At 73.2% G+C, this 20,800-nt stretch carries 21 protein-coding genes; 9 read left to right on the top strand and 12 right to left on the bottom strand.

The features are described 5' to 3' along the window. Positions 1–110: 110 nt before the first annotated feature. Positions 111–803: an iron-dependent transcriptional repressor DtxR gene (locus tag PV350_RS31030; RefSeq protein ID WP_499512452.1), complete on the bottom strand. Its 693-nt coding sequence runs from the start codon at positions 801–803 to the stop codon at positions 111–113. Positions 804–914: 111 nt separating this feature from the next. Between PV350_RS31030 and PV350_RS31035 the strand changes: the two genes are divergently transcribed. Then, the gene (locus tag PV350_RS31035; RefSeq protein WP_500337173.1) at positions 915–1,664 is read left to right on the top strand and encodes an SIS domain-containing protein; all 750 of its coding nucleotides are present in this window, start codon (positions 915–917) and stop codon (positions 1,662–1,664) included. An 8-nt stretch (positions 1,665–1,672) separates the two neighbouring features. Here the strand turns inward: PV350_RS31035 and PV350_RS31040 are convergent, their stop codons facing one another. After that, positions 1,673–3,004: a PAS domain-containing protein gene (locus PV350_RS31040; protein WP_500337174.1), complete on the bottom strand. Its 1,332-nt coding sequence runs from the start codon at positions 3,002–3,004 to the stop codon at positions 1,673–1,675. A 397-nt stretch (positions 3,005–3,401) separates the two neighbouring features. Beyond that, positions 3,402–4,025: a pyridoxamine 5'-phosphate oxidase gene (gene pdxH, locus PV350_RS31045; protein ID WP_499516866.1), complete on the bottom strand. Its 624-nt coding sequence runs from the start codon at positions 4,023–4,025 to the stop codon at positions 3,402–3,404. Between the two features lie 331 nt (positions 4,026–4,356). Here pdxH and PV350_RS31050 point away from each other — a divergent pair, with 331 nt between their 5' ends. Then, entirely contained in the window at positions 4,357–5,457 is a 1,101-nt protein-coding gene (locus tag PV350_RS31050; RefSeq protein ID WP_499512455.1) for a citrate synthase 2, read from the top strand. A 24-nt stretch (positions 5,458–5,481) separates the two neighbouring features. Next, on the top strand, positions 5,482–6,051 hold the full coding sequence (gene thpR, locus PV350_RS31055; RefSeq protein WP_499512456.1) for an RNA 2',3'-cyclic phosphodiesterase: 570 nt from the start codon (positions 5,482–5,484) through the stop codon (positions 6,049–6,051). Positions 6,052–6,206: 155 nt separating this feature from the next. Here the strand turns inward: thpR and PV350_RS31060 are convergent, their stop codons facing one another. From PV350_RS31060 to PV350_RS31070, 3 genes are all read right to left on the bottom strand, one after another. Next, a complete protein-coding gene (locus PV350_RS31060) occupies positions 6,207–6,626 on the bottom strand; it encodes a CBS domain-containing protein (protein ID WP_326575072.1) in 420 nt (139 codons plus the stop codon). A gap of 69 nt (positions 6,627–6,695) precedes the next feature. After that, positions 6,696–7,691 (bottom strand): aldo/keto reductase, encoded by a 996-nt coding sequence (locus tag PV350_RS31065; RefSeq protein WP_499512457.1) that lies wholly within the window; start codon positions 7,689–7,691, stop codon positions 6,696–6,698. 33 nt (positions 7,692–7,724) lie between these two features. Continuing rightward, on the bottom strand, positions 7,725–8,417 hold the full coding sequence (locus PV350_RS31070) for a GDSL-type esterase/lipase family protein (protein WP_500337179.1): 693 nt from the start codon (positions 8,415–8,417) through the stop codon (positions 7,725–7,727). Between the two features lie 242 nt (positions 8,418–8,659). On the opposite strand from PV350_RS31070, the gene PV350_RS31075 reads away from it, so the two are divergent. Both PV350_RS31075 and PV350_RS31080 read left to right on the top strand, forming a co-directional pair. Then, on the top strand, positions 8,660–9,265 hold the full coding sequence (locus PV350_RS31075) for a mycothiol-dependent nitroreductase Rv2466c family protein (protein ID WP_499512458.1): 606 nt from the start codon (positions 8,660–8,662) through the stop codon (positions 9,263–9,265). 25 nt (positions 9,266–9,290) lie between these two features. Continuing rightward, the gene (locus PV350_RS31080) at positions 9,291–10,307 is read left to right on the top strand and encodes a hypothetical protein (protein ID WP_499512459.1); all 1,017 of its coding nucleotides are present in this window, start codon (positions 9,291–9,293) and stop codon (positions 10,305–10,307) included. A gap of 74 nt (positions 10,308–10,381) precedes the next feature. On the opposite strand, the gene serC is transcribed toward PV350_RS31080, so the two are convergent. Next, positions 10,382–11,500 carry a phosphoserine transaminase gene (gene serC / locus PV350_RS31085; RefSeq protein ID WP_499512460.1) on the bottom strand — a complete coding sequence of 373 codons (1,119 nt, stop codon included), beginning with the start codon at positions 11,498–11,500 and terminating at the stop codon, positions 10,382–10,384. Positions 11,501–11,586: 86 nt separating this feature from the next. Between serC and PV350_RS31090 the strand changes: the two genes are divergently transcribed. Beyond that, a complete protein-coding gene (locus PV350_RS31090) occupies positions 11,587–14,367 on the top strand; it encodes an FAD-binding and (Fe-S)-binding domain-containing protein (protein WP_500337175.1) in 2,781 nt (926 codons plus the stop codon). Positions 14,368–14,395: 28 nt separating this feature from the next. On the opposite strand, the gene PV350_RS31095 is transcribed toward PV350_RS31090, so the two are convergent. Both PV350_RS31095 and PV350_RS31100 read right to left on the bottom strand, forming a co-directional pair. After that, positions 14,396–14,974, bottom strand: coding sequence for a Uma2 family endonuclease (locus PV350_RS31095; protein ID WP_499512462.1), 579 nt, complete (start codon positions 14,972–14,974; stop codon positions 14,396–14,398). 136 nt (positions 14,975–15,110) lie between these two features. Further along, a complete protein-coding gene (locus tag PV350_RS31100) occupies positions 15,111–16,013 on the bottom strand; it encodes an NADP-dependent oxidoreductase (protein WP_499512463.1) in 903 nt (300 codons plus the stop codon). Between the two features lie 136 nt (positions 16,014–16,149). On the opposite strand from PV350_RS31100, the gene PV350_RS31105 reads away from it, so the two are divergent. Beyond that, positions 16,150–16,557, top strand: a complete 408-nt coding sequence (locus PV350_RS31105) for a winged helix-turn-helix transcriptional regulator (RefSeq protein ID WP_500337176.1) — start codon at positions 16,150–16,152, stop codon at positions 16,555–16,557. Positions 16,558–16,708: 151 nt separating this feature from the next. Continuing rightward, positions 16,709–17,098: a hypothetical protein gene (locus PV350_RS31110; RefSeq protein ID WP_499512465.1), complete on the top strand. Its 390-nt coding sequence runs from the start codon at positions 16,709–16,711 to the stop codon at positions 17,096–17,098. Between the two features lie 25 nt (positions 17,099–17,123). On the opposite strand, the gene PV350_RS31115 is transcribed toward PV350_RS31110, so the two are convergent. Both PV350_RS31115 and PV350_RS31120 read right to left on the bottom strand, forming a co-directional pair. Beyond that, complete coding sequence (locus tag PV350_RS31115; RefSeq protein WP_500337177.1) at positions 17,124–18,581, bottom strand: MFS transporter; 1,458 nt, start codon at positions 18,579–18,581, stop codon at positions 17,124–17,126. An 18-nt stretch (positions 18,582–18,599) separates the two neighbouring features. Continuing rightward, complete coding sequence (locus tag PV350_RS31120) at positions 18,600–18,992, bottom strand: MarR family transcriptional regulator (RefSeq protein WP_499516868.1); 393 nt, start codon at positions 18,990–18,992, stop codon at positions 18,600–18,602. A gap of 205 nt (positions 18,993–19,197) precedes the next feature. On the opposite strand from PV350_RS31120, the gene PV350_RS31125 reads away from it, so the two are divergent. Continuing rightward, positions 19,198–19,407: a ribbon-helix-helix protein, CopG family gene (locus tag PV350_RS31125; protein WP_500330345.1), complete on the top strand. Its 210-nt coding sequence runs from the start codon at positions 19,198–19,200 to the stop codon at positions 19,405–19,407. On the opposite strand, the gene PV350_RS31130 is transcribed toward PV350_RS31125, so the two are convergent. Next, positions 19,377–20,800 (bottom strand): NCS2 family permease (locus PV350_RS31130; protein WP_500337178.1); only part of this gene is annotated, 1,424 nt, incomplete at its 5' end. The genes PV350_RS31125 and PV350_RS31130 overlap by 31 nt on opposite strands.

The following is a 20,800-nucleotide window of genomic DNA, read 5'->3' on the forward strand; positions in this document are numbered from 1 at the left end:
GGGGAGGAAGGGACTCCGGCGCATGGGGAGGCGCCGGGGTCCCTCGAACAACGGCCCCGGCACCGGTGGCGCCCACGACCCGGCCGGACTCCGGCCGGAGCGTGAGGCGACTACCGCTTGGCGACGAACACGTGCGAGGCGGTCTCCGTGCTCAGCTCCGCGGCCTCGCCACCGCTGCCGACCAGCACACCGCCCGCGGACGGGGTCACCGACACCACCGCGCCCGGCTGCACGCCGGCCCGCCGCAGCGTGTACATCAACTGCGCGTCCGTCTGGATCGGCTCGCCGATCCGCCGCACGACCACGCTCGCGCCGGCCACGCCCGGCTCCAGGTCGGTGAGGCTGACCATGCCCTCGTCCAGGAACGGGTCCGCGCCGTCCTTCTCGCCCAGCTCCTCCAGGCCCGGGATCGGGTTGCCGTACGGCGACTCCGTCGGGTGCCGCAGCAGCTCGAGGACGCGGCGCTCGACCGCCTCGCTCATCACGTGCTCCCAGCGGCACGCCTCGGCGTGCACGTGCTCCCACTCCAGGCCGATGACGTCGACCAGCAGGCACTCGGCCAGCCGGTGCTTGCGCATCACGCGCGTCGCGATCCGGCGGCCCTCGGAGGTCAGCTCCAGATGCCGGTCGCCCGCGACGTGCACCAGTCCGTCCCGCTCCATGCGCGCGACGGTCTGACTGACCGTCGGTCCGCTCTGGTCGAGCCGTTCGGCGATTCGGGCGCGCATGGGGACGACACCCTCCTCCTCCAGCTCAAGGATGGTGCGGAGATACATCTCCGTCGTGTCGATCAGTCCGGACATGCGCGCCCCTCGGTGGCTCGTACGTGGCCCTGGACTCAATTCTGACGCATGCGACCGACAACCGGGGCCCTGTGGTTGACAGGCGGACGCCGCGGCACCACGGTTCTCGGCATGACCGATCTGGCCGCCACATATTTCGATGCCGCCATCGCACTGCTGAGGCGTGTGAGGGACGAGGAGTCCGCGGGGATCGAGGCGGCCGCGGCCGCGCTCGCGGACACCGTGGCGGCCGGGGGACGGGTGTTCGCCTACGGCGCCGGGCACTCCTCGCTCCCCGCGCAGGACGTCGTCTACCGCGCGGGCGGCCTCGCCCTGGTGAACCTGCTCGCCGTGCCCGGCGCGGTCGGCGTGGACGTCGTCCCGGCCACGCTCGGCAGCGCGCTCGAACAGGTCGGCGGTCTGGCCCGGGTCGTGCTGCGCAGCTCTCCCGCGCGGGCGGGCGACCTCCTGGTGGTCATCTCCCTCTCCGGCCGCAACCCGCTCCCCGTGGAGATGGCGCAGGAGGCCAAGGCGCTCGGGATGAAGGTGATCGGCGTCACATCGGTGGCATACGCCAAGGAGACGCACTCACGGCATCCAAGCGGCACCTTCCTGAAGGACCACTGCGACGTCGTGATCGACAGCAAGATCGCGCCGGGCGACGCGGAGCTGTCCGTGCCGGGGATCCCGGCGCCGTTCGGTCCGGCCTCCACCGTGGTGACCAGCGCGCTGATGCAGGCCGTCGTGGCCACGGCCGCGGCGGACCTGGCAGCGCGCGGCGTCACCCCGCCCATGCTCCGCTCGGGCAACGTCGACGGGGGCCACGAGTGGAACGCGAAGGTCTTCGAGGAGTACGCGGACCGGATCTTCTACCGTCACTGAGCCCACGGTCAGGCCCGCGGCGGCGGGTCGAGCGGCGGCAGGTCGAGGGAGGCCGCCACCCGCAGCGCGACGTCCTCGGCGAAGGCGGCGTCCGCCCGGTCGAAGGGACGGCGGCCCGTGCCGCGCAGGAAGGTCAGCACGCCGAGCGTGCGGCCGCGGCTGCGGAGCACGGCGCACAGTCCGTGGACGGTGCCGTCGGGCCAGCGCCGGGCGGCGGCCCAGCCGGCGACCTGGGCCCGTGAGGCCGGCTCGGCGGCCGCGGCCCCGAAGCCGGCGCGCACGGAGCCGGTGCGGGCGACCGCCTGCAGGGCCGGGTGCCCCTCCCCGTACCGCACCGGGATGCCGCCGGGCACCGGCAGGCAGGGCCCCGCGCCACCGGAGGGCGTGGCGGCGACCCGGACGAGCCGGGCCCCGTCGGGCGCCAGCACGTCGAGCAGCGCGTGCTCGGCGAACCCGGCGAGGGCGAAGTCCACGTAACAGGTGGCCGCCTCCATGGGGTCCTCGCACTCGGCGACGGCCAGCGCGGCCCGGTGCAGCTGGTTGCTGCGGAAGCGCAGCCGCGCCGCCTCCTGCTCGGCGAGCTTGGCCTCGGTGACGTCGTGGAAGAGCCAGCCGACGCCGAGCGGCACCGGCTCCTCCCCCAGCGGCGAACCGAGCCGCACGAAGCCGCTGCGCCAGCAGCAGCGCGTGCCGGCCTCCTCCCGCAGGCCCACCCACAGCTCGCTGGCCGCGGGGGGCGCGCCCTCGGCGAGCACGTGCTGCAGGGCGCTCTCCAGCTCCTCCACCCCCTGGTCGAGGAAGTCGCCCAGCGGCCGCCCGAGCGGCGCGTCCCGGCTGGTGCGCAGCACGCGGGCGGCGTACGCGTTGACCACGACGGGGCGCAGGTCGGCGTCGACGAGGACGACCCCGGTCGAGGCGTCGTCGAAGAGCGCCTCGCTGAGGGCTATCGAGCGCTCCAGGTCGATCTGGGCGTGCACCTCGGAGAACGCGCAGTAGACCCCGGCGGGGCGCCCGTCGGAGCCGTGCACGGCGGCGGCCTGGGTGCGCACCAGCACCCGGTGGCCGTCCTTGGTCAGCAGCGCGAACTCGTGGACCTGGCGGCCGTCCGCGGCCATGGCGCCCAGCAGCCGCTCGCGCACCTCCTCGGCGTCGGCGGTGCGCGCGGCCCAGCCGGCGAAACCGCGCCGGCCGACGGCCTCCTCGGCCGTCCAGCCCAGGATGCGGGCGGCCTCCGCGTTCCAGTGCGTGATCACTCCGTCGCGGTCCAGGGCACAGAGGCCGGCCTCCATGCCGTCGAGGAGCGCGGCGAGCAGTTGCGGCGTCGCATCGAATGACTGCACGTCTGGACATTCAACCCCTGTGTGACCGACGACACAGGAACTTCACGAAATTCGGTGGCGCCTCGGGGCCGTGGTCCACGGGGCGGAAGGAGCCGCGAAAAAAACCGCTTGTCGTCCGCCGGAGCCTTTCCTAAGGTTGCGGACACACACGAAGGGAGGTGGTCCGGAGAATGAGTTCCCATCGGACGCGTGAGGTGGCTGCGGGCTGACGCCTGCGCTCCTCGCCTGCGCGCGATGTGCGTAGCGGGCCAAATCCATCGCAGTCACCCGACCCGCGGGCTCGTCGGATTCGTCCGGCCGATGCCCGGACGGCCCGCCGTCCGGGGAGCAGCCCGCGGGTCGCCTGCGTCCGCGGGCGGTGACCGGTCCCGCCCCCCTCCCCGGCGTGGCACGGCCCTCAGGGCGACAGGCGCCGCACCGTCCAGCCGTCCTCCGCGGCGGTGTACACCAGCCGGTCGTGCAGCCGGTTCTCCCGTCCCTGCCAGAACTCCACGCTGCGCGCGACCACCCGGAAGCCTCCCCAGTCCGGCGGCACGGGCACGTCGCTGCCCTCGGGGTAGCGGGCCGCCAGCTCTTCGTAGCGGTGCTCCAGCTCCTCCCGCGAGCCCACCACCGAGGACTGCTCGCTCGCCCAGGCGCCGATCCGCGAGCCGTGCGGACGGGTGCGGAAGTACGCCTCGGTCTCCTCGCGCGACACGCGCCCGACGGCGCCCGCCACGATGACCTGGCGCGCGATCGGGTGCCAGGGGAAGAGCAGCGAGGCGTGCGGCCGCTCGGTGAGCTCCCGGCCCTTCCTCGACCCGTAGTTGGTGAAGAAGACGAAGCCGCGGTGGTCGTAGCTCTTCAGCAGGACCGTGCGCGAGCTGGGCAGTCCGTCGGCCCCCGCGGTGGAGACCACCATGGCGTTGGGCTCGTCGACGCGGGCGTTGACGGCGTCGGCGAACCAGCGCGCGAACTGCGTGTACGGGTCGCCGGCCAGTTCGTCCTCGGTCAGTCCGTGGGCGCGGTACTGCTTGCGCATGGCGGCGGGGTCGTGGTGGCTGTGCTGCACCCGCACATCTTGCAGCACGGCGGCGGCACCGTGTGCCGGACGGTGCGCCGGAACCCGCGCGGGACCTGCGCCGGACCTGCGCCGGAACACCCGCCGGACCACCCGTCGGAACATGTGCCGGACCTCACGCTTCACGTCACCTGCAGGAGGGGACAGACTTACAGGCCGGGTATCTGTGCCCTCTCGACATCGGGGGATATCGTGCGGGGCACCCAGTGCCAACCCCCATGCACCACCCCTGCACCACCCCGCGTGCCACAAGCACCACCGGATCGTCGACCGCATCAAGAGGAGCCGCCTGATGTCCGACTTCGTACCCGGACTCGAGGGAGTCGTCGCCTTCGAGACGGAGATCGCCGAACCCGACAAGGAAGGCGGCGCCCTGCGCTACCGCGGAGTGGACATCGAGGACCTGGTGGGCCACGTCTCCTTCGGGAACGTGTGGGGCCTGCTGGTCGACGGTGCCTTCAACCCCGGCCTCCCGCCCGCCGAGCCCTTCCCGATCCCCGTCCATTCCGGTGACATCCGCGTGGACGTCCAGTCGGCGCTGGCCATGCTCGCGCCGGTGTGGGGTCTGAAGCCGCTGCTGGACATCGACGCCGAGCAGGCCCGCGAGGACCTGGCGCGCGCGGCCGTGATGGCGCTGTCCTACGTGGCGCAGTCGGCGCGCGGCCAGGGGCTGCCGATGGTGCCGCAGAGCGAGATCGACAAGGCGGAGACGGTCGTCGAGCGCTTCATGATCCGCTGGCGCGGCGAGCCGGACCCCAAGCACGTCAAGGCCGTGGACGCCTACTGGACCTCCGCCGCCGAGCACGGCATGAACGCGTCCACCTTCACCGCGCGCGTGATCGCCTCCACCGGTGCCGACGTGGCCGCCGCGCTGTCCGGCGCGGTGGGCGCCATGTCGGGCCCGCTGCACGGCGGCGCGCCCTCGCGCGTGCTGGGCATGATCGAGGAGATCGAGCGGACCGGCAACGCCGAGGCGTACGTCAAGCAGGCCCTGGACAAGGGCGAGCGTCTGATGGGCTTCGGCCACCGCGTCTACCGCGCCGAGGACCCGCGGGCGCGGGTGCTGCGCCGTACGGCCAGGGAACTGGGCGCCCCCCGCTTCGAGATCGCGGAGGCGCTGGAGAAGGCGGCCCTGGAGGAGCTGCACTCCCGGCGCCCGGACCGCGTCCTGGCGACCAACGTGGAGTTCTGGGCGGCGATCATCCTGGACTTCGCCGAGGTCCCGGCCCACATGTTCACGTCGATGTTCAGCTGCGCCCGCACCGCCGGCTGGTCCGCGCACATCCTGGAGCAGAAGCGCACCGGCCGCCTGGTGCGCCCCTCGGCCCGCTACGTCGGCCCGGGCTCCCGGGACCCGCGCGAGGTCGAGGGCTACGCGGACATCGCACGCTAGTCCGGTGCGGTGCACCCTGGGGGGATGAGGCTGTTCGTGGCCGTCGTGCCCCCCAGGTCCGCCCTCGCCGAACTGGGGGGCACCGTGGACGCGCTCCGCGCCCTGCCGGGCGCGGACGGGCTGCGCTGGACGGAACGTGCCGGATGGCACGTGACGCTGGCGTTCCTCGGCGAGGTGGACGAGGCCCTGCTGCCCGGTCTCGCCGAACGCCTGGACCGGGCGGCGCGGCGCCATCCGCACTGCCGGATCGCGCTGACCGGCGGCGGCCGCTTCGGCGACCGCACGCTCTGGGCCGGACTGGACGGGGACGACCTGGGACGTACGGCGGCCGCGGCGCAGGCGGCCGCCCGGCGGGCGGGCGTCCACCACGAGGACGAGCACGGCCGCTTCCACGCCCACCTGACGCTGGCCCGGCAGCGCGCCGGGCGCACCAGGGTGGGCCTGAGGCCCTTCACGGACGCCCTCGCGCAGTTCGCGGGGACCCCGTGGACGGCGGCGGCGATCTCCCTGGTGCGGAGCCATCCGCCCACACCCGGGGTGCCGGGGGCGCAACCCCGCTACGAGACGGTGCGGACCTGCCCGCTGGGGCACTGAGGCCGCCCCGTTAACCTCGACGTGTGGACCCGAAGACCCGTACCCGAGTAATGACCGCCGCCCTCGCCCTGCTGGTGGTCGTGGTGATCGTCGGCACCGTCGTGCGCGGCTAGCCGACCGCAGGGGAGGGGCCGGCCCGTCCCGGCCGGCTCGTCTCAGGCGCCGGCGTAGACCCTCTCGACGAATTCCGCCACCTGTTCGTCGGTGAGGTGGCGGGCCAGGTCGGCCTCGGTGATGATGCCGATCAGCTTCTTGTCCTCGACCACCGGGAGCCGCTTGATGCGGTGCGACTCCATCTCGGTCAGGACGTCGGAGACGTCGGCGTCCGCGTCGATCCAGCGGGGGGTGCCCTCGCACAGGTCGCCGCAGGTCACCTTGGAGGGGTCGCGCCCCGCGGCGATGCACTTGGTGACGATGTCCCGGTCGGTGATGATGCCGCACATCCGGTCGTTCACGTCGTGGACCGGCAGCGCGCCGACGTTGAGCTCGCGCATGAGCTGCGCCGCCCGGTCGAGAGTCTCGGTCGCCGGTATCGCACGGGCGCCGGGATGCATGATCTCTTTGGCTGTGGTCATACCCTCATCGTGCGCCCGACCGGGTGAATCTGCGACCGGGCGCACGACGGGGCGGACCACCGCGGACGCCTACCAGGCGAAGGCCTCCGGGGACGGGCCCGGGCCCGGGAAGATCTCGTCCAGCTCGGCGAGCAGCTCCGCGGGCAGCTCCAGTTCGACCGCGCGCAGCGCGGAGTCCAGCTGCTCGCGGGTGCGCGGGCCGACGATCGGGCCGGTGATCCCGGGGCGGCCCAGCAGCCAGGCCAGGGCGACGTCACCGGGCTGCAGGCCGGCCTTGTCGACGGCGTCCTCGTACGCCTGGACCTGCTCGCGCAGGGCGCTGTCCTTCAGCGAGTCGGCGCTGCGGCCGGAGGTGGAGCGGGAGCCGCCGCCCTCGCGCTCCTTGCGCAGCGCGCCGCCCAGCAGGCCGCCGTGGAGCGGCGACCAGGGGATGACGCCCAGGCCGTACTCCTGCGCGGCCGGGATGACCTCCATCTCCGCGCGGCGCTCGGCGAGGTTGTACAGGCACTGCTCGCTGACCAGGCCGAGCGAATGGCGCCGCGCGGCGGCCTCGTTGGCCTTGGCGATGCCCCAGCCGGAGAAGTTGGACGACCCGGCGTAGAGCACCTTGCCCTGCTGCACCAGGACGTCGATCGCCTGCCAGATCTCCTCCCACGGCGTCGCGCGGTCGATGTGGTGGAACTGGTAGACGTCGATGTGGTCCGTGCCCAGGCGCTTCAGGCTCGCCTCGGCGGCACGGCGGATGTTCAGCGCGGAGAGCTTGTCGTCGTTCGGCCAGGGGGCGCCGTCGGCGCCCATGTTGCCGTAGACCTTGGTCGCCAGGACGGTCCTGTCGCGGCGGCCGCCGCCCTTGGCGAACCAGCTGCCGATGATCTCCTCGGTGCGGCCCTTGTTCTCGCCCCAGCCGTAGACGTTGGCCGTGTCGAAGAAGTTGACGCCCGCGTCCTGCGCGGCGTCCATGATCGCGTGGCTGTCGGCCTCGTCCGTCTGCGGGCCGAAGTTCATCGTTCCCAGTACGAGCCGGCTGACCTTGAGTCCGGTGCGTCCGAGCTGTGTGTACTCCATGAGGACCAGCCAAGCTCTTGGAGTGCGCTCGAATCAAGCGGAGTTGAGGGGGTGTCGGTACGGCGCCCCCAGTCCCCACGCCTGGTGCGCGGCGTCGGCGAACGCGGCCGCCAGCCGGTGCTCGCCGGAGGCGTTGGGGTGGGTGCCGTCGTAGGTGTCCCGGGCGATGTCGTAGCCGGCCGGGCGGGAGGCCAGCAGCAGCGGCGAGGCCGCGGTGCCCAGGTCGGCGACGGTCTTGGCCAGGCGGGTGTTGAACTCCTCGCACTGTGCGCCGAATCCGGGGTCCTGGTCGCAGCGCGAGTTGGGTATGACGGGCAGCAGCACCGCGGCGACACGGGGGTTGGCCGCCCGCGCCCGGCCGACGAACAGCCGCACGTTGGCCTCGGTCTGCTCGGGGTTGGTGTAGAAGCCGAGGTCGATCAGCCCCAGCGAGACCAGCAGCACGTCGGGACGGTGCTCCCGCACGGCGCCCTCGATGAGCGGCGCCATGTGCAGCCACCCTTCGCCCCAGCCGGCCAGGTGGCGGCGCGCGGAGGCGGGGAAGGCGGGGTCGGCGTAGCGCTGCGAGACGGCCGCGTCGGCACCGGGGTCGTGCAGCGCGGTCCGCGGGCCGACGATCTCGAAGTCCTCGCCCTCCGTCCCCAGCGACCGCAGGTGCTGCCACATGCGGTAGCGCCAGGTGTGCTCCCCCGCGCTGCCGATCGTCATGGAGTCGCCGACGAACATCCACGCCGTGCGGCGTCCGGGCGTGCGGCGGGGCCCGTCGCCGGGGCCGGGGGGTGCACTGGACATGGAGGGGATCTTAGAGCCCGCCGGCTCCCCGGCAGGGCCCTGACCTCGGGTCCGGCGGTGTTAGCACCGTCACTGCCGCGGGCCCGGGAAGGCCGGGAGGCCGCTGCGATTGGCCCAGTGGGGAAACCCTCGAATGGCCCTGCTGAGCGGGCCGTTCCGTTCCTAGGGTGACGGGCATGACGCACTCGGTGGACTTCTACTTCGACCCCATCTGCCCCTTCGCCTGGATCACCTCCCGCTGGATCCTGGAGGTGGAGCGGGAACGCGAACTGCGCCTGCGCTTCCGGGTGATGAGCCTGTCCGTGCTCAACGAGGGCCGGCAGGGCCTGCCCGAGCGCTACGAGCGGCTGCTGAGCACCGGCTGGGGCCCGGTACGGGTGTGCGTCGCCGCCGCGCGGCACCACGGGGAGCACGTGCTGCGCGAGCTCTACACGGCGCTCGGCACCCGGCTGCACGTGCAGGACCGCCCGGCCTCCGACGAGGTGCTGCGCGAGGCGCTGGCGGAGGCGGGCCTGCCGCCGGAGCTGGCGCGGGCCGCGGGCGGCACCGCGTACGACGAGGAGCTGCGCAGGAGCCACCACGAGGGCATGGACCCGGTCGGGGAGGAGGTCGGCACGCCCACCCTGCACATCGACGGGGCCGCCTTCTTCGGCCCCGTCCTCACCTCGATCCCGCGCGGCGAGGAGGCGGCGCGGCTCTTCGACGGGGTCCGGGCGCTGGCCGGCCACCCCACCTTCTTCGAACTGAAGCGCAGCCGCACCGGCGGCCTCGACTTCGCCTGAGCCGTCCACCTGGCAGGCTGGGCGCATGCGCCCACTGCTCGCCGCGGCCGCGGCCTCCGTCCTCGTCATGGGTCCCCTCGTCGGCAGCGCAGCCGCCGACGACGGGGAGTCGGTGGCCTTCACGATGTCGGACCCGCGGATCACCGAATCGAGCGGCCTGGTCGCCAGCCGCCTGCACAAGGGCGTCTACTGGACGCACAACGACAGCGACGACGGCCCGTACGTCTACGCCGTCGACTCCGCGACCGGCAAGACGGTCGCCACCGTCACCCTGCGCGGCGTGGGCAGCCCGCGCGACGTCGAGGCGATCTCGATGGGCCCGGACGGCGCCCTGTACGTCGGCGACATCGGCGACAACCTCGGCGGCTCCTGGCCGCACGTGTGGATCTACCGCTTCCCGGAGCCGGAGCGGCTGACGGACCGGACGGTGACCGCGACGCAGTACACCGTCCAGTACGAGGGCGGCCCGCGCAACGCCGAGGCGATGATGGTCGACCCCACGACCGGGCGGGTGTACATCGCGAGCAAGAACGAGGACGGCGGCGGCCTCTACGAGGGCCCGGCGAAGCTCTCCGCGAGCGGCACCAACGTCTTCCGGCGCGTCGCGGCCATCCCGCTGTGGATCACCGACGGCGCCTTCTCCCCGGACGGCAGCCGGCTGGTGCTGCGCGGCTACCTCGGCGCGCTGATGTACCGCTGGTCCGACGGCACGGCGCGCCGGATCGACCAGATGCACGTGCCGCTGCAGCGGCAGGGCGAGTCCGTCGCCTTCACCCCGGACGGCCGGGCCCTGATGTACGGCAGCGAGGGCGCGGACAGCGAGGTCTGGCGCGTGCCGCTGAGCGGGGACGACCTGCCCGACGCGGCGCGCCGTGCCGCCTCCTCCTCCCCCGGGCCGTCGGGGAGTTCCTCGGCGGACGCCGCCGGTTCCGGCGCGGACGGGGCGGGTTCGACACGGCAGTTCGCGCTGGGCGCCGTCACCCTGGCCGCGGTCGCCGCGTTGCTGGTGGGGGTGCGCCGGCTGTTGCGCCGGGAGCGCTGAGACGCCCCGGGGAACGCGGACGGGCGGGGCGGTCGCCCCGCCCGCCGGCGGTGGTGGCCCCGTGGGGCCCGGGTTCAGAGCCGCTCGACGACGAAGTCGACGCAGGCGGTCAGGGCCTCGACGTCGGCCGGCTCCACGGCCGGGAACATCGCGACGCGCAGCTGGTTGCGGCCCAGCTTGCGGTACGGCTCGGTGTCGACGACGCCGTTGGCGCGCAGCACCTTGGCGATCGCCGCCGCGTCGACCTCGTCGTTGAAGTCGATCGTGCCGACGACCTGGGAGCGCTTGGCCGGGTCGGTGACGAACGGGGTGGCGTACTTGGAGTCCTCGGCCCAGGTGTACAGGCGCGAGGAGGAGTCGGCGGTGCGCGCGACGGCCCAGTCCAGACCGCCCTGGCCGTTGATCCACTCCAGCTGGTCGTTCAGCAGGAACAGGGTGGCGAGAGCGGGGGTGTTGTACGTCTGGTTCTTGCCCGAGTTGTCGATCGCCGTCGGCAGGTCGAAGAAGGCCGGGATGTGGCGGCCGGACGCGGCGATCCGCGCGGCGCGCTCCAGCGCGGCCGGGGAGAACGCGGCGATCCACAGCCCGCCGTCGGCGGCGAAGGACTTCTGCGGGGCGAAGTAGTAGACGTCGGTCTCGGCGATGTCGACCGGCAGGCCGCCCGCGCCGGAGGTGGCGTCGACCAGGACGAGGGCGCCCTCGTCGGCGCCGGCCACGCGCCGCAGCGGCATCGCGACGCCGGTGGAGGTCTCGTTGTGGGTGAAGGCGTAGACGTCCACGCCGGCCTCGGCGGCCGCCTCGGGGTGCGTGCCCGGGTCGGCGGAGATCACGGTCGGCTCGTCCAGCCACGGCGCCAGCTTGGCCGCCTTGGCGAACTTGGAGGAGAACTCGCCGAAGCTGAGGTGCTGCGACTTGCGCTCGATGAGCCCGTGGGTGGCGATGTCCCAGAAGGCGGTGGAGCCGCCGTTGCCGAGCACCACCTCGTAGCCCTCGGGGAGCGAGAAGAGCTCGCGGATGCCGTCCCGGACCCGGCCGACCAGGTCCTTCACCGGCGCCTGCCGGTGAGAGGTGCCCATCAGCGAGGTGCCGGTCGCGGCCAGGGCGCTGAGCGCCTCGGGCCGCACCTTGGAGGGGCCCGAACCGAATCGTCCGTCGGCGGGCTTGATGTCAGCGGGAATCTGGATCTCGGCCACGTCTCGCAGCGTAGTGCGTGACGACCCGGTTACGGGCTCCGGTCCATCCGGTGAGACATGCGGCGCGGTGGGGCAGGCTGAAGTGCATGGCGGACGATCTGCGGCACGGACTGCGCCGCGAACTGGAGCGGGCGGTGCGGGGCGAGGTCTCCTTCGACCCGCAGAGCAGGGCGCTGACCACGATGGACGCGTCCAACTACCGGCGCGTTCCGGTGGCCGTGGTCGCGCCGCGCGACGCCGACGACGTGGCCGCGGCGCTCGCCGTGTGCCGGGCGCACGGGGTGCCGGTGGTGCCACGCGGCGGCGGCACGTCGATCGCCGGGCAGGCGACGGGCACCGGGGTCGTCCTCGACTTCACCCGGCACATGCACCGGATCGTGTCAGTCAGCCCCGAGGCGTTGACGGCCCGTGTGCAGCCGGGAGTGGTCCTGGACGACCTGCGGCGCGCCGCCGCCGCGCACGGGCTGACCTTCGGCCCCGATCCGTCCACCCACAGCCGCTGCACCCTCGGCGGCATGATCGGCAACAACGCGTGCGGCCCGCACTCCGTCGCCTGGGGCACCACCGCCGACAACGTCCGGGCCCTGGAGTGCCTCACCTACGGCGGCGAGCCGCTGCGCACCGCCGACCCGCTCCGCGCCGACCTGCGGGAGCTGGTGGACGGCCATCTCGCCCTGCTGCGCACCGGCTATCCGCAGCAGCTCCCCCGCCGCATCTCCGGCTACGCCCTCGACGCCCTGCTCCCCGAACGCGGCCGGGACCTGGCCCGGGCCCTGACCGGCAGCGAGGGCACGCTCGCGGTGCTCACGGAGGCCGAGGTCCGGCTGGTGCCCGCACCCCCGGTGCGCGTCCTGGTCGTCCTCGGCTACCCGGACGAAGGCGCCGCGGCCGACGCCGCGAACGGCCTGCTGCCCTACGGCCCGCTGACGGTGGAGGGCATGGCCGCCGACCTGGTGGGCGGTAAGGCCGCCGGGCTGCTGCCGCGGGGCGGCGCGTGGCTCTTCGTCGAGATGCCCGGCACCGGCGAGGCGGAGGCGCTGCGGCGGCTCGCCGACGCGGGCGACTCGGTCGTCGTGACCGACCCCGTCGCGCAGCGCACGCTGTGGCGGATCCGCGAGGAGGCCGCCGGCACCGCCACCCGGACGCCCGACGGCGCGGAGGCCTGGCCGGGCTGGGAGGACTGCGCGGTACCCCCGGCTCGGCTCGGCGCCTACCTGCGCGAATTCCGCGCGCTGCTGCGCGAGCACGGCCTGCACGGCACCCCCTACGGGCACTTCGGCGACGGCTGCATCCACGTGCGCATCGACTTCGACCTGCTCGGCGCGGCCGGCGTGGCCCGCTTCCGCCGCTTCTCCGAGGACGTCGCGGAGCTCGTCGTCGCCCACGGCGGCTCGCTGTCCGGGGAGCACGGCGACGGGCAGGCCCGCGCGGAGCTGCTGCCCAGGATGTACGGCGACGAACTGGTCGCCCTCTTCGGCCGGTTCAAGGACGCACTGGACCCGGCGGGCGGCCTCAACCCCGGCATGCTGGTGCGGCCCGAACCGCTCGACGCCCATCTGCGCTTCGCGGTCCTGCCGCGCCGGCCGGTCGACGTCGCCTTCGGCTACCCCCACGACGGCGGGGACTTCTCGGCGGCGGTGCGCCGCTGCGTCGGTGTCGCCAAGTGCCGTGACACGGACGGGGGTCCGGGGGCCGGGGATCCGGGGGCGGGCGTCATGTGCCCCTCGTACCGGGCGACGCGCGAGGAGCGGCACTCCACGCGAGGCCGGGCCCGGCTGCTGCACGAGATGCTCGCCGGTGAGATCGTCACCGGCGGCTGGCGCTCGCCGGAGGTCCTGGACGCCCTCGACCTCTGCCTGTCCTGCAAGGGCTGCCGCTCGGACTGCCCGGTCGGCGTCGACATGGCCACCTACAAGGCGGAGTTCCTCCACCACCACTACCGGCGGCGGCCGCGGCCCGCCGCGCACTACCTGATGGGCGGCCTGCCGACGTGGCTGCGCGCGGCGACCCCGCTCGCCGGGACCGTGAACGCCCTGGCGCGGGTACGGCCGCTGGCCGCCGTGGCCAAGCGGGCGGCGGGCGTCGCGCCCGAGCGGGAACTGCCGCCGCTGGCCGAGGAGTCCTTCGTGCGCTGGTGGCGGCGCCAGGAGCCCGCGCCGGAGACGGGAGGGACCGTGGTGCTGTGGCCGGACACCTTCACCGACCGCTTCTCCCCCGAGGTCGGCCGCGCCGCCGTACGCGTCCTGCGGGCGGCCGGATTGCGTGTCGTGCTGCCGCCGGGACGCGTCTGCTGCGGTCTGACCTGGGTCTCGACCGGCCGCCTCGACCGGGCCCGGCGGGTGATGCGCCGTACGGTCCGGCGGATGGCCCCCGTGGTGGCCGCCGGTCATCCCGTCGTCGTCCTGGAGCCGAGCTGCGCGGCGGCGCTCCGCACCGATCTGCCCGAACTCCTGGGCACCGAGGAGGCGGCGGCCCTGGCCGGTTCCGTACGCACCTTCGCGCAGGTGCTGGAGGAGGGGGCCCCCGGCTGGACGCCGCCCCGCCTCGACCGGTCCGTCACCGGCCAGACCCACTGCCACCAGCACGCCGTCCTGGGCGACGCCGCCGAGCGCCGGCTGCGCTCCCGCGCGGGCCTGACCGGCACCCTGGCCTCCGGCTGCTGCGGCCTGGCCGGGAACTTCGGCTTCGAGCGCGGCCATTACGAGGTCTCCGTCGCCTGCGCCGAGGAGCGTCTGATGCCCGCCGTCCGCGCCGCCCGCCCCGGCACGGCCGTCCTCGCGGACGGCTTCTCCTGCCGCACCCAGATCGCCCAGCTCGGCGGGGTACGCGCCCGGCACCTCGCGGAGCTGCTGGCGGACGGGCTGTGACGCGACGGGTCGCGGGACGGGCGGGTCCTCAGAACTCCGTTGTGTCCAGCTCCAGTCCGAAGGGCTCGGGCAGCCGCAGCGGCGTGCCGAAGGGATGCGGGCCGTCCACCACCCGGTAGCCGAGCTCCGCCGGCTCCGCGTACAGGGTGCAGCTGCGCTCCTGACGGTCGACGAGGAGGTACAGCGGGGCGCCGTACTCGGCGTAGCGGCGGCGTTTGACGATCCGGTCGGTGTCACCGTTGGACTCGGAGGTGACCTCCACCACCAGCAGGGTCTGGTGGGGGACGAGAGCGTCGGCTTCCGCCAGGTCTTCCGGCACCACGGCCAGATCCGGCACGTACCAGTTGCCACTGCCGGGAAGGTCCAGGTTTCCCGAGCCCGAGAGGCAGCCCATCTTCTGCACGACGGGGTCGATCTGCCGACGGATCATGGCTGCGGCCCTCTCATGCCCCCACGTAGGTGGCACCACTTGCTGGATGACCCCCTCGACGATCTGCACCCGGTCCCCCCCGTGGTGCCGGATCGCGTACTTGAGCGCGGTTTCCGGGTCGTCCGGCGCGTACGAACCGGCGGCCGCCCGAGACGCCCAGTGGGGCTGTGAGCTCATCGGTCCTCCAGGGGGCTCCACGCGTGCGACTGACGACACCTGCGATTCTCACGCAGCCGCCGCCCGCCTGGGGCGTCCCTATCGCACATTCACTCGAAACGATGAAGCACCCCCGAGGTCACCGACGCCGCCGGGGTCACGGAACCAGCACGAGCCTCCCCCGCACACCCCCCTCCGCGAGGCGCGCGTGGGCCTTCGCGGCCTCCTCCAGCGGGTAGGTGTCGGCCACCCGCGTGGTGAGCACGCCCCGGTCCAGCAGGGCCACGAGTTCCGCGAGGCGCCCGCCGTCCGGCTGGACCTGCACGGCGGCGACCCGGATGCCGCGCTCGGCGGCGGGCACCGCGTCGGGCCGGACGGTGACGTAGCCGCCGCCGTCCGGTACGGCCGCCAGGGCGGGGGCGCCGAGCGCCGCCGCGTCGAGGGCGGCGTCGGCCCGCACGCCGTCCAGGGACGACACGGCCTCGTCGGCGCCCAGTTCCCGCAGCAGCGGGAGGTCGGCGGGGCGGGCCAGGGCGACGACGTGCAGCCCCGCGTGGCGGCCCAGCTGGACGGCGTAGCCCCCGACCGCGCCCGCGGCGCCGGTGACCAGCACGCGGTCGCCGGGCCGGGCGGCCAGCAGACCGAGCGCCTGGTCGGCGGTGAGGGCGTTGGTCGGGAGGGTGGCCGCGTGGACGGGGTCGACGGACGAGGGGGCCGAGGCGAGGGCGTCCGCGCCCAGCACGACGTACTCGGCGTGCGCCTTGGTCCGCTGCCCGAACCCGCCCACCGCGCCCACGACGGCCGTGCCCGGCGCGGGACCGGAGACCCCGGCGCCGACCGCGTCCACGGTCCCCGCGACGTCCCAGCCCAGCCCGAGGAAAGCGCCGGGCACCAGCGCCCCGGCCCCGAGCAGACCGGCCCTTACGGCGAGGTCGGCGGGGTTGATCCCGGCCGCGGCCACCCGCACCCGGACCTCGCCGGGGCCCGGCTCGGGCAGCGGCACCTCGGCGACCTCCAGCACCTCGGGCCCGCCGAATTCCCTGATCACGACAGCACGCATGGCAGAAGCTCCCTGTTCCTGAGGATGTGCGGCGACCGGTCCGGCCGCCACCACAAACCTAGGGAGAGCTACTCTCTACGGGTAAGTACGTACCTGGAAGTGCGTACCGAACCGAGGAGTCCGGAGGGGAGCCCCCATGGTGACGACCACCGCGTCCCAGCGGCGCGAGGAGGAACGCGTGGCCTACAACGCGTTCATGAAGGGCTGCCCGACGAACCAGTTGCTCATCCGGATCAGCGACAAGTGGGCCGGCCTGCTCATGGCCGCGCTCAAGGACGGGCCGCAGCGTTACAGCGACCTGGGCCGCCGCATCGCGGGCGTCAGCCAGAAGATGCTCACGCAGACGCTGCGCACCCTGGAGCGGGACGGACTGGTCGCACGGACCGTCACGCCGTCCGTGCCCGTGCGGGTGGACTACGCGCTGACGCCGCTGGGCGAGAGCCTGGCCGTGCTGTTCTCCGCCGTGAAGGACTGGGCGGAGGAGCACATCGAGGAGGTCGTCAAGGCCCGCGAGCGCTACGACGCCGGAGCGCACACGTCCTGAGGCGGCCGGGGGGCGCCCCGGTTTCGCCGATCCCCTGTGCCGTTCATCCGTTTTCGGGCATTCTGTAGAGCCGTTACCGGCCGTTTCGGCCTACTTCCGGCAGCGGGGGGACATCATGCCCGGTGGAGAGCGGAGTGCGCTCGGTCAGCTGGTGAGAGCGCTCAGCCTGGGGACGCTGGTGACCGTCTACGTCGCCAGCCTGCTGATCACCTACCGCCAGCTGCACACGAAACCCGTGCTGCAGGACGTCATCGGTGCCCCGGACTGGACCCGCGCCGTCCTGGTCATGGGACTGGTGATCGGCGGCGGGCTGGGCACGGCCGCGGCGATCGTCGACGACCGCCGCGAACTGCCCTCGTGGTTCCTGACCGCGGTGGGCGTGGTGGCCGCGCTGGCGTGGAGCCTGTGGGCCTCGTCGAGCCTGGGCGAGGACTACGTGCACATGCTCTTCGCGGCCACCGCCCCGGTGACCGGCCTGCTGGTGTGGGCCGAGCTGATGCGGCAGTTCCGCAACCGGCGCCGGGTCCCCGGGGCCGCCTGACCGTTCGCCCGGCCCGTGGCCGCGCTCAGGCGGCCACCGACTCCGACTCCCGCGGCACGAACTCGATCAGCTTGTGGTCCTTGCCGCGGTGCAGGTCGATCTTGAGCCGCAGACCGCCCAGCCGGGCCAGGAAGAGTCCGACGCAGGCCGCCGCCACCGCGGCGACCAGGCCGCCGGCCAGGAAGCCGGTCCGGGCCCCGAAGACGTCGGTGATCCAGCCGACGAGCGGGCCGCCCAGCGGTGTGCCGCCCACGAAGACCATCATGAACAGGCTCATGACGCGGCCCCGCATGGCGGGGTCGGTCGCGAGCTGGACGCTGGCGTTGGCCGTGGTGTTGAAGGTCAGGCCGAAGATGCCGATCGGCAGCATGAGCGCCAGGAAGATCCAGTACGTCGGCGCCAGTGCCGCCACGACCTCCAGCAGGCCGAACCCGAGCGCCGCGCCGACCAGCAGCCGCAGCCGGGTGCTGCCGCGCCGGGCCGCCAGCAGCGCGCCGACGACGGAGCCGACCGCGAGCACCGAGTTGAACAGGCCGTACATCCCGGCGTCGCCGTGGAAGACGTGGTCGGCGAAGGCGGTGAGCCAGATCGGGAAGTTGTACGCGAAGGTGCCGATGAAGCCGACCAGCACGATGGGCCAGATCAGCTCGGGCCGTCCGGCGACGTAGCGCAGGCCCTCGCGCAGCTGGCCCTTGCCGCGCGGCGCGGTGGGCACCTCGTACAGCTCGGAACGGCGCATGAGCAGCAGTCCGGCGAGCGGCGCCAGGAAGGACAGGCCGTTGAAGAGGAAGGCCCAGCCGCTGCCGACCGCGGTGATCAGCGCGCCCGCGACGGCGGGGCCGATGAGGCGGGCGCTCTGGAAGTTGGCGGAGTTCAGGGAGACCGCGTTGCGGACGTCGGCCGGGCCGACCATCTCGACGACGAACGCCTGCCGGCTGGGGTTGTCGACGACGGTGACCATGCCGAGGCCGAAGGCGATGGCGTACACGTGCCAGACCTGGACGGCTCCGCTGAGGGTCAGCGCGGCCAGGGCGAGGCCCAGCAGGCCCATGGCGGCCTGGGTGGCCAGCAGGGTGCGGCGCTTGGGGTAGCGGTCGGCGATGACGCCGCCGTAGAGCCCGAAGAGCAGCATGGGCAGGAACTGCAGCGCGGTCGTGATGCCGACGGCGAAGGAGGACCCGGTCAGGCTCAGCACCAGCCAGTCCTGGGCGATGCGCGACATCCAGGTGCCGGTGTTGGAGACGATCGCCCCACCGGCGAAGAGCCGGTAGTTGCGGTTGCGGAGCGAGCTGAACATGCCGCCGGGCGCCGGCGGCGCGGCGGGGTGGCCGGCGCCGGGGGTCCCGGACGGTCCTGCGGCCCCCGCGGCGGCGTCGGCGCCCGCCGGGGTGGGAAGATCGGCCGGGTCGGCGGTGCCGGCCGGTCCGGTCCCCTCAGGGATGTTCGGTTCGGGTGCGGCCTGTGATGCGGCTGCCGAACTCAATCCGGTCTCGCCTCCTCGTCATCGGTTCCTTGCGTCGGCGTGAGCGAGCTTCTCCAGGACGGGCGCCGCCTCGCGGAGCACGGCGCGTTCCTCCTCCGTGAGGGTGGCCATGAGTTCGGCCAGGAACGCGTTGCGCCGGGCCCGGCTCTCCTCGAGCATCGCCTCCGCCTGCTCGGTCTGCCGGACGACGACCTGGCGCCGGTCGTCCGGGTGCGGGTCCCGGTGCACCAGGCCCTTGGACTCGAGCATGGCGACGATCCGCGTCATGGACGGCGGCTGTACGTGCTCCTTGCGGGCCAGCTCCCCGGGGGTGGCGGATCCGCAGCGCGCGAGGGTGCCCAGCACGGACATCTCCGTCGGGCTCAGCGACTCGTCGACCCGGTGGTGGCGCAGTCGGCGGGAGAGCCGCATCACGGCTCCGCGCAGCGTGTTCACCGCTGAGCGGTCGTCCTCGGACAGTTCGGTCACGTTCGTTAGATTAGCTCATTACCTATGCTAAGTAAAATTGCCGTAACCGCGCCGCGTCCAAACGCATTCGTCAAGGAAGTCACCCATCCGGGTGAGTTCCGCCCCGAAAACGACGCATGCCCCGAGGGGCCCGCCGGACCCTTGGGCCATGGCTTCGAGAGTGCTCAGCATGCGCATAGACGGGGACCTGCTGGACCGTCTCCAGGCTCACGCCGCCAAACGCGGAATGAGCGTCCAGGACTACATCGTCCGGACGCTCATTCGCGATGACTTCGACGAGAGGCTCAAGGCCTCCGTCGACGAGACCGAGCAGTTCTACACGGCCGGTTACGTCAGGCCGAGCGCCGGCATCAGGTAGTAGAAGGCGAAGACCGCCGACACCGCGTAGAGCGCGGGCGGCACCTCACGGCCGCGCCCCGCCACCAGCCGCAGCACGCAGAAGGTGATGAACCCGATGCCGATGCCGTTGGTGATCGAGTAGGTGAACGGCATGAGCAGCATCGTCAGGAACGCCGGGATGGAGATCGTGTAGTCGCTCCAGTCGATCTCCCGGATGCTGCCCGCCATGATCAGGAAGCCCACCGCGACGAGCGCGGGGGTGGCCGCCTGGGCCGGGACCATGGTGGCCAGTGGCGCGAAGAACAGCGCGACGACGAAGAGCAGACCGGTGGCGATCGAGGCGAGGCCCGTGCGCGCGCCCTCGCCGGCACCGGCGGTGGACTCCGCGTAGCAGGTGTTGGCCGAGCACGAGGTGAAGCCACCGGCAGCGGTGGCGATGCCGTCCACCATCAGGACCCGGCTCATCCCGGGCAGGTCGCCCTTGGAGTCCAGCAGGTGCGCCTCGTCGCTGACGCCGAGGATGGTGCCCATCGCGTCGAAGAAGCAGCTCAGCAGCACGGTGAAGACGAAGAGGATGCCGGTGAGCACACCGACCTCCTGGAAGCCGCCGAACAGGCTCACCTTGCCGATCAGCCCGAAGTCGGGGGTCGCGACCGGGTTGCCGGGCCACTGCGGGACGGTCAGGCCCCAGGCGGTGTCCTTGACGTGCGCCACCGCGTCGACGACGAGCGCGAGGACGGTCATCGCGACGATGCTGATCAGGATGGCGCCGGGCACCTTGCGGATGATCAGCCCGAGGGTCAGCAGCACGCCGAGGATGAAGATCAGCACCGGCCAGCCGGTCAGGTGGCCGCCCGCGCCCAGCTGCAGCGGGACGGTGGTGTGCGCGGCGTCCGGGATCCGGGTCACGAAGCCGGAGTCGACCAGGCCGATCAGCACGATGAACAGGCCGATTCCGATGGCGATCGCCTTGCGCAGGCCGAGCGGCACCGCACTCATCACCCGCTCCCGCAGGCCCGTGGCGACCAGCACCATGATCGCGAGGCCGGCGAGGACCACCATGCCCATCGCGTCCGGCCAGCTCATCTTCGGAGCGAGCTGGAGCGCGACGATGCTGTTCACGCCCAGACCCGCCGCCAGCGCGATCGGCACGTTGCCGATGACGCCCATGAGCAGGGTGGTGAAGGCGGCGGTGACGACGGTGGCGGTGACCAGCTGGCCGCCGTCGAGGTGGTGGCCGTACTTGTCCACGCCCGAGCTGAGGATGATCGGGTTCAGGACGATGATGTAGGCCATCGCGAAGAAGGTGGCCAGACCTCCGCGGATCTCCCGGGGGACCGAGGACCCCCGCTCGGTGATCCGGAAGAACCGGTCGAGCGCGCCGTGGGCGGTCGCCGGGGGCGGGGTCGGGG

Source organism: Streptomyces sp. PA03-6a, assembly GCF_033792765.1.
In the GTDB taxonomy this organism is placed as follows: domain Bacteria; phylum Actinomycetota; class Actinomycetes; order Streptomycetales; family Streptomycetaceae; genus Actinacidiphila.

Coding starts and splice junctions, on each gene's coding strand:
- PV350_RS31065 (WP_499512457.1), bottom strand. CDS start 7,691: ATGGAGTACACACAGCTCGGACGCACCGGACTCAAGGTCAGCCGGCTC.
- PV350_RS31080 (WP_499512459.1), top strand. CDS start 9,291: ATGCGCCCACTGCTCGCCGCGGCCGCGGCCTCCGTCCTCGTCATGGGT.
- PV350_RS31070 (WP_500337179.1), bottom strand. CDS start 8,417: ATGTTCGTCGGCGACTCCATGACGATCGGCAGCGCGGGGGAGCACACC.
- PV350_RS31105 (WP_500337176.1), top strand. CDS start 16,150: ATGGTGACGACCACCGCGTCCCAGCGGCGCGAGGAGGAACGCGTGGCC.
- pdxH (WP_499516866.1), bottom strand. CDS start 4,025: ATGCGCAAGCAGTACCGCGCCCACGGACTGACCGAGGACGAACTGGCC.
- PV350_RS31120 (WP_499516868.1), bottom strand. CDS start 18,992: ATGCGGCTCTCCCGCCGACTGCGCCACCACCGGGTCGACGAGTCGCTG.
- PV350_RS31050 (WP_499512455.1), top strand. CDS start 4,357: ATGTCCGACTTCGTACCCGGACTCGAGGGAGTCGTCGCCTTCGAGACG.
- thpR (WP_499512456.1), top strand. CDS start 5,482: ATGAGGCTGTTCGTGGCCGTCGTGCCCCCCAGGTCCGCCCTCGCCGAA.
- PV350_RS31100 (WP_499512463.1), bottom strand. CDS start 16,013: ATGCGTGCTGTCGTGATCAGGGAATTCGGCGGGCCCGAGGTGCTGGAG.
- PV350_RS31095 (WP_499512462.1), bottom strand. CDS start 14,974: ATGAGCTCACAGCCCCACTGGGCGTCTCGGGCGGCCGCCGGTTCGTAC.
- PV350_RS31090 (WP_500337175.1), top strand. CDS start 11,587: ATGGCGGACGATCTGCGGCACGGACTGCGCCGCGAACTGGAGCGGGCG.
- PV350_RS31125 (WP_500330345.1), top strand. CDS start 19,198: ATGGCTTCGAGAGTGCTCAGCATGCGCATAGACGGGGACCTGCTGGAC.
- PV350_RS31035 (WP_500337173.1), top strand. CDS start 915: ATGACCGATCTGGCCGCCACATATTTCGATGCCGCCATCGCACTGCTG.
- PV350_RS31030 (WP_499512452.1), bottom strand. CDS start 803: ATGTCCGGACTGATCGACACGACGGAGATGTATCTCCGCACCATCCTT.
- PV350_RS31075 (WP_499512458.1), top strand. CDS start 8,660: ATGACGCACTCGGTGGACTTCTACTTCGACCCCATCTGCCCCTTCGCC.
- PV350_RS31060 (WP_326575072.1), bottom strand. CDS start 6,626: ATGACCACAGCCAAAGAGATCATGCATCCCGGCGCCCGTGCGATACCG.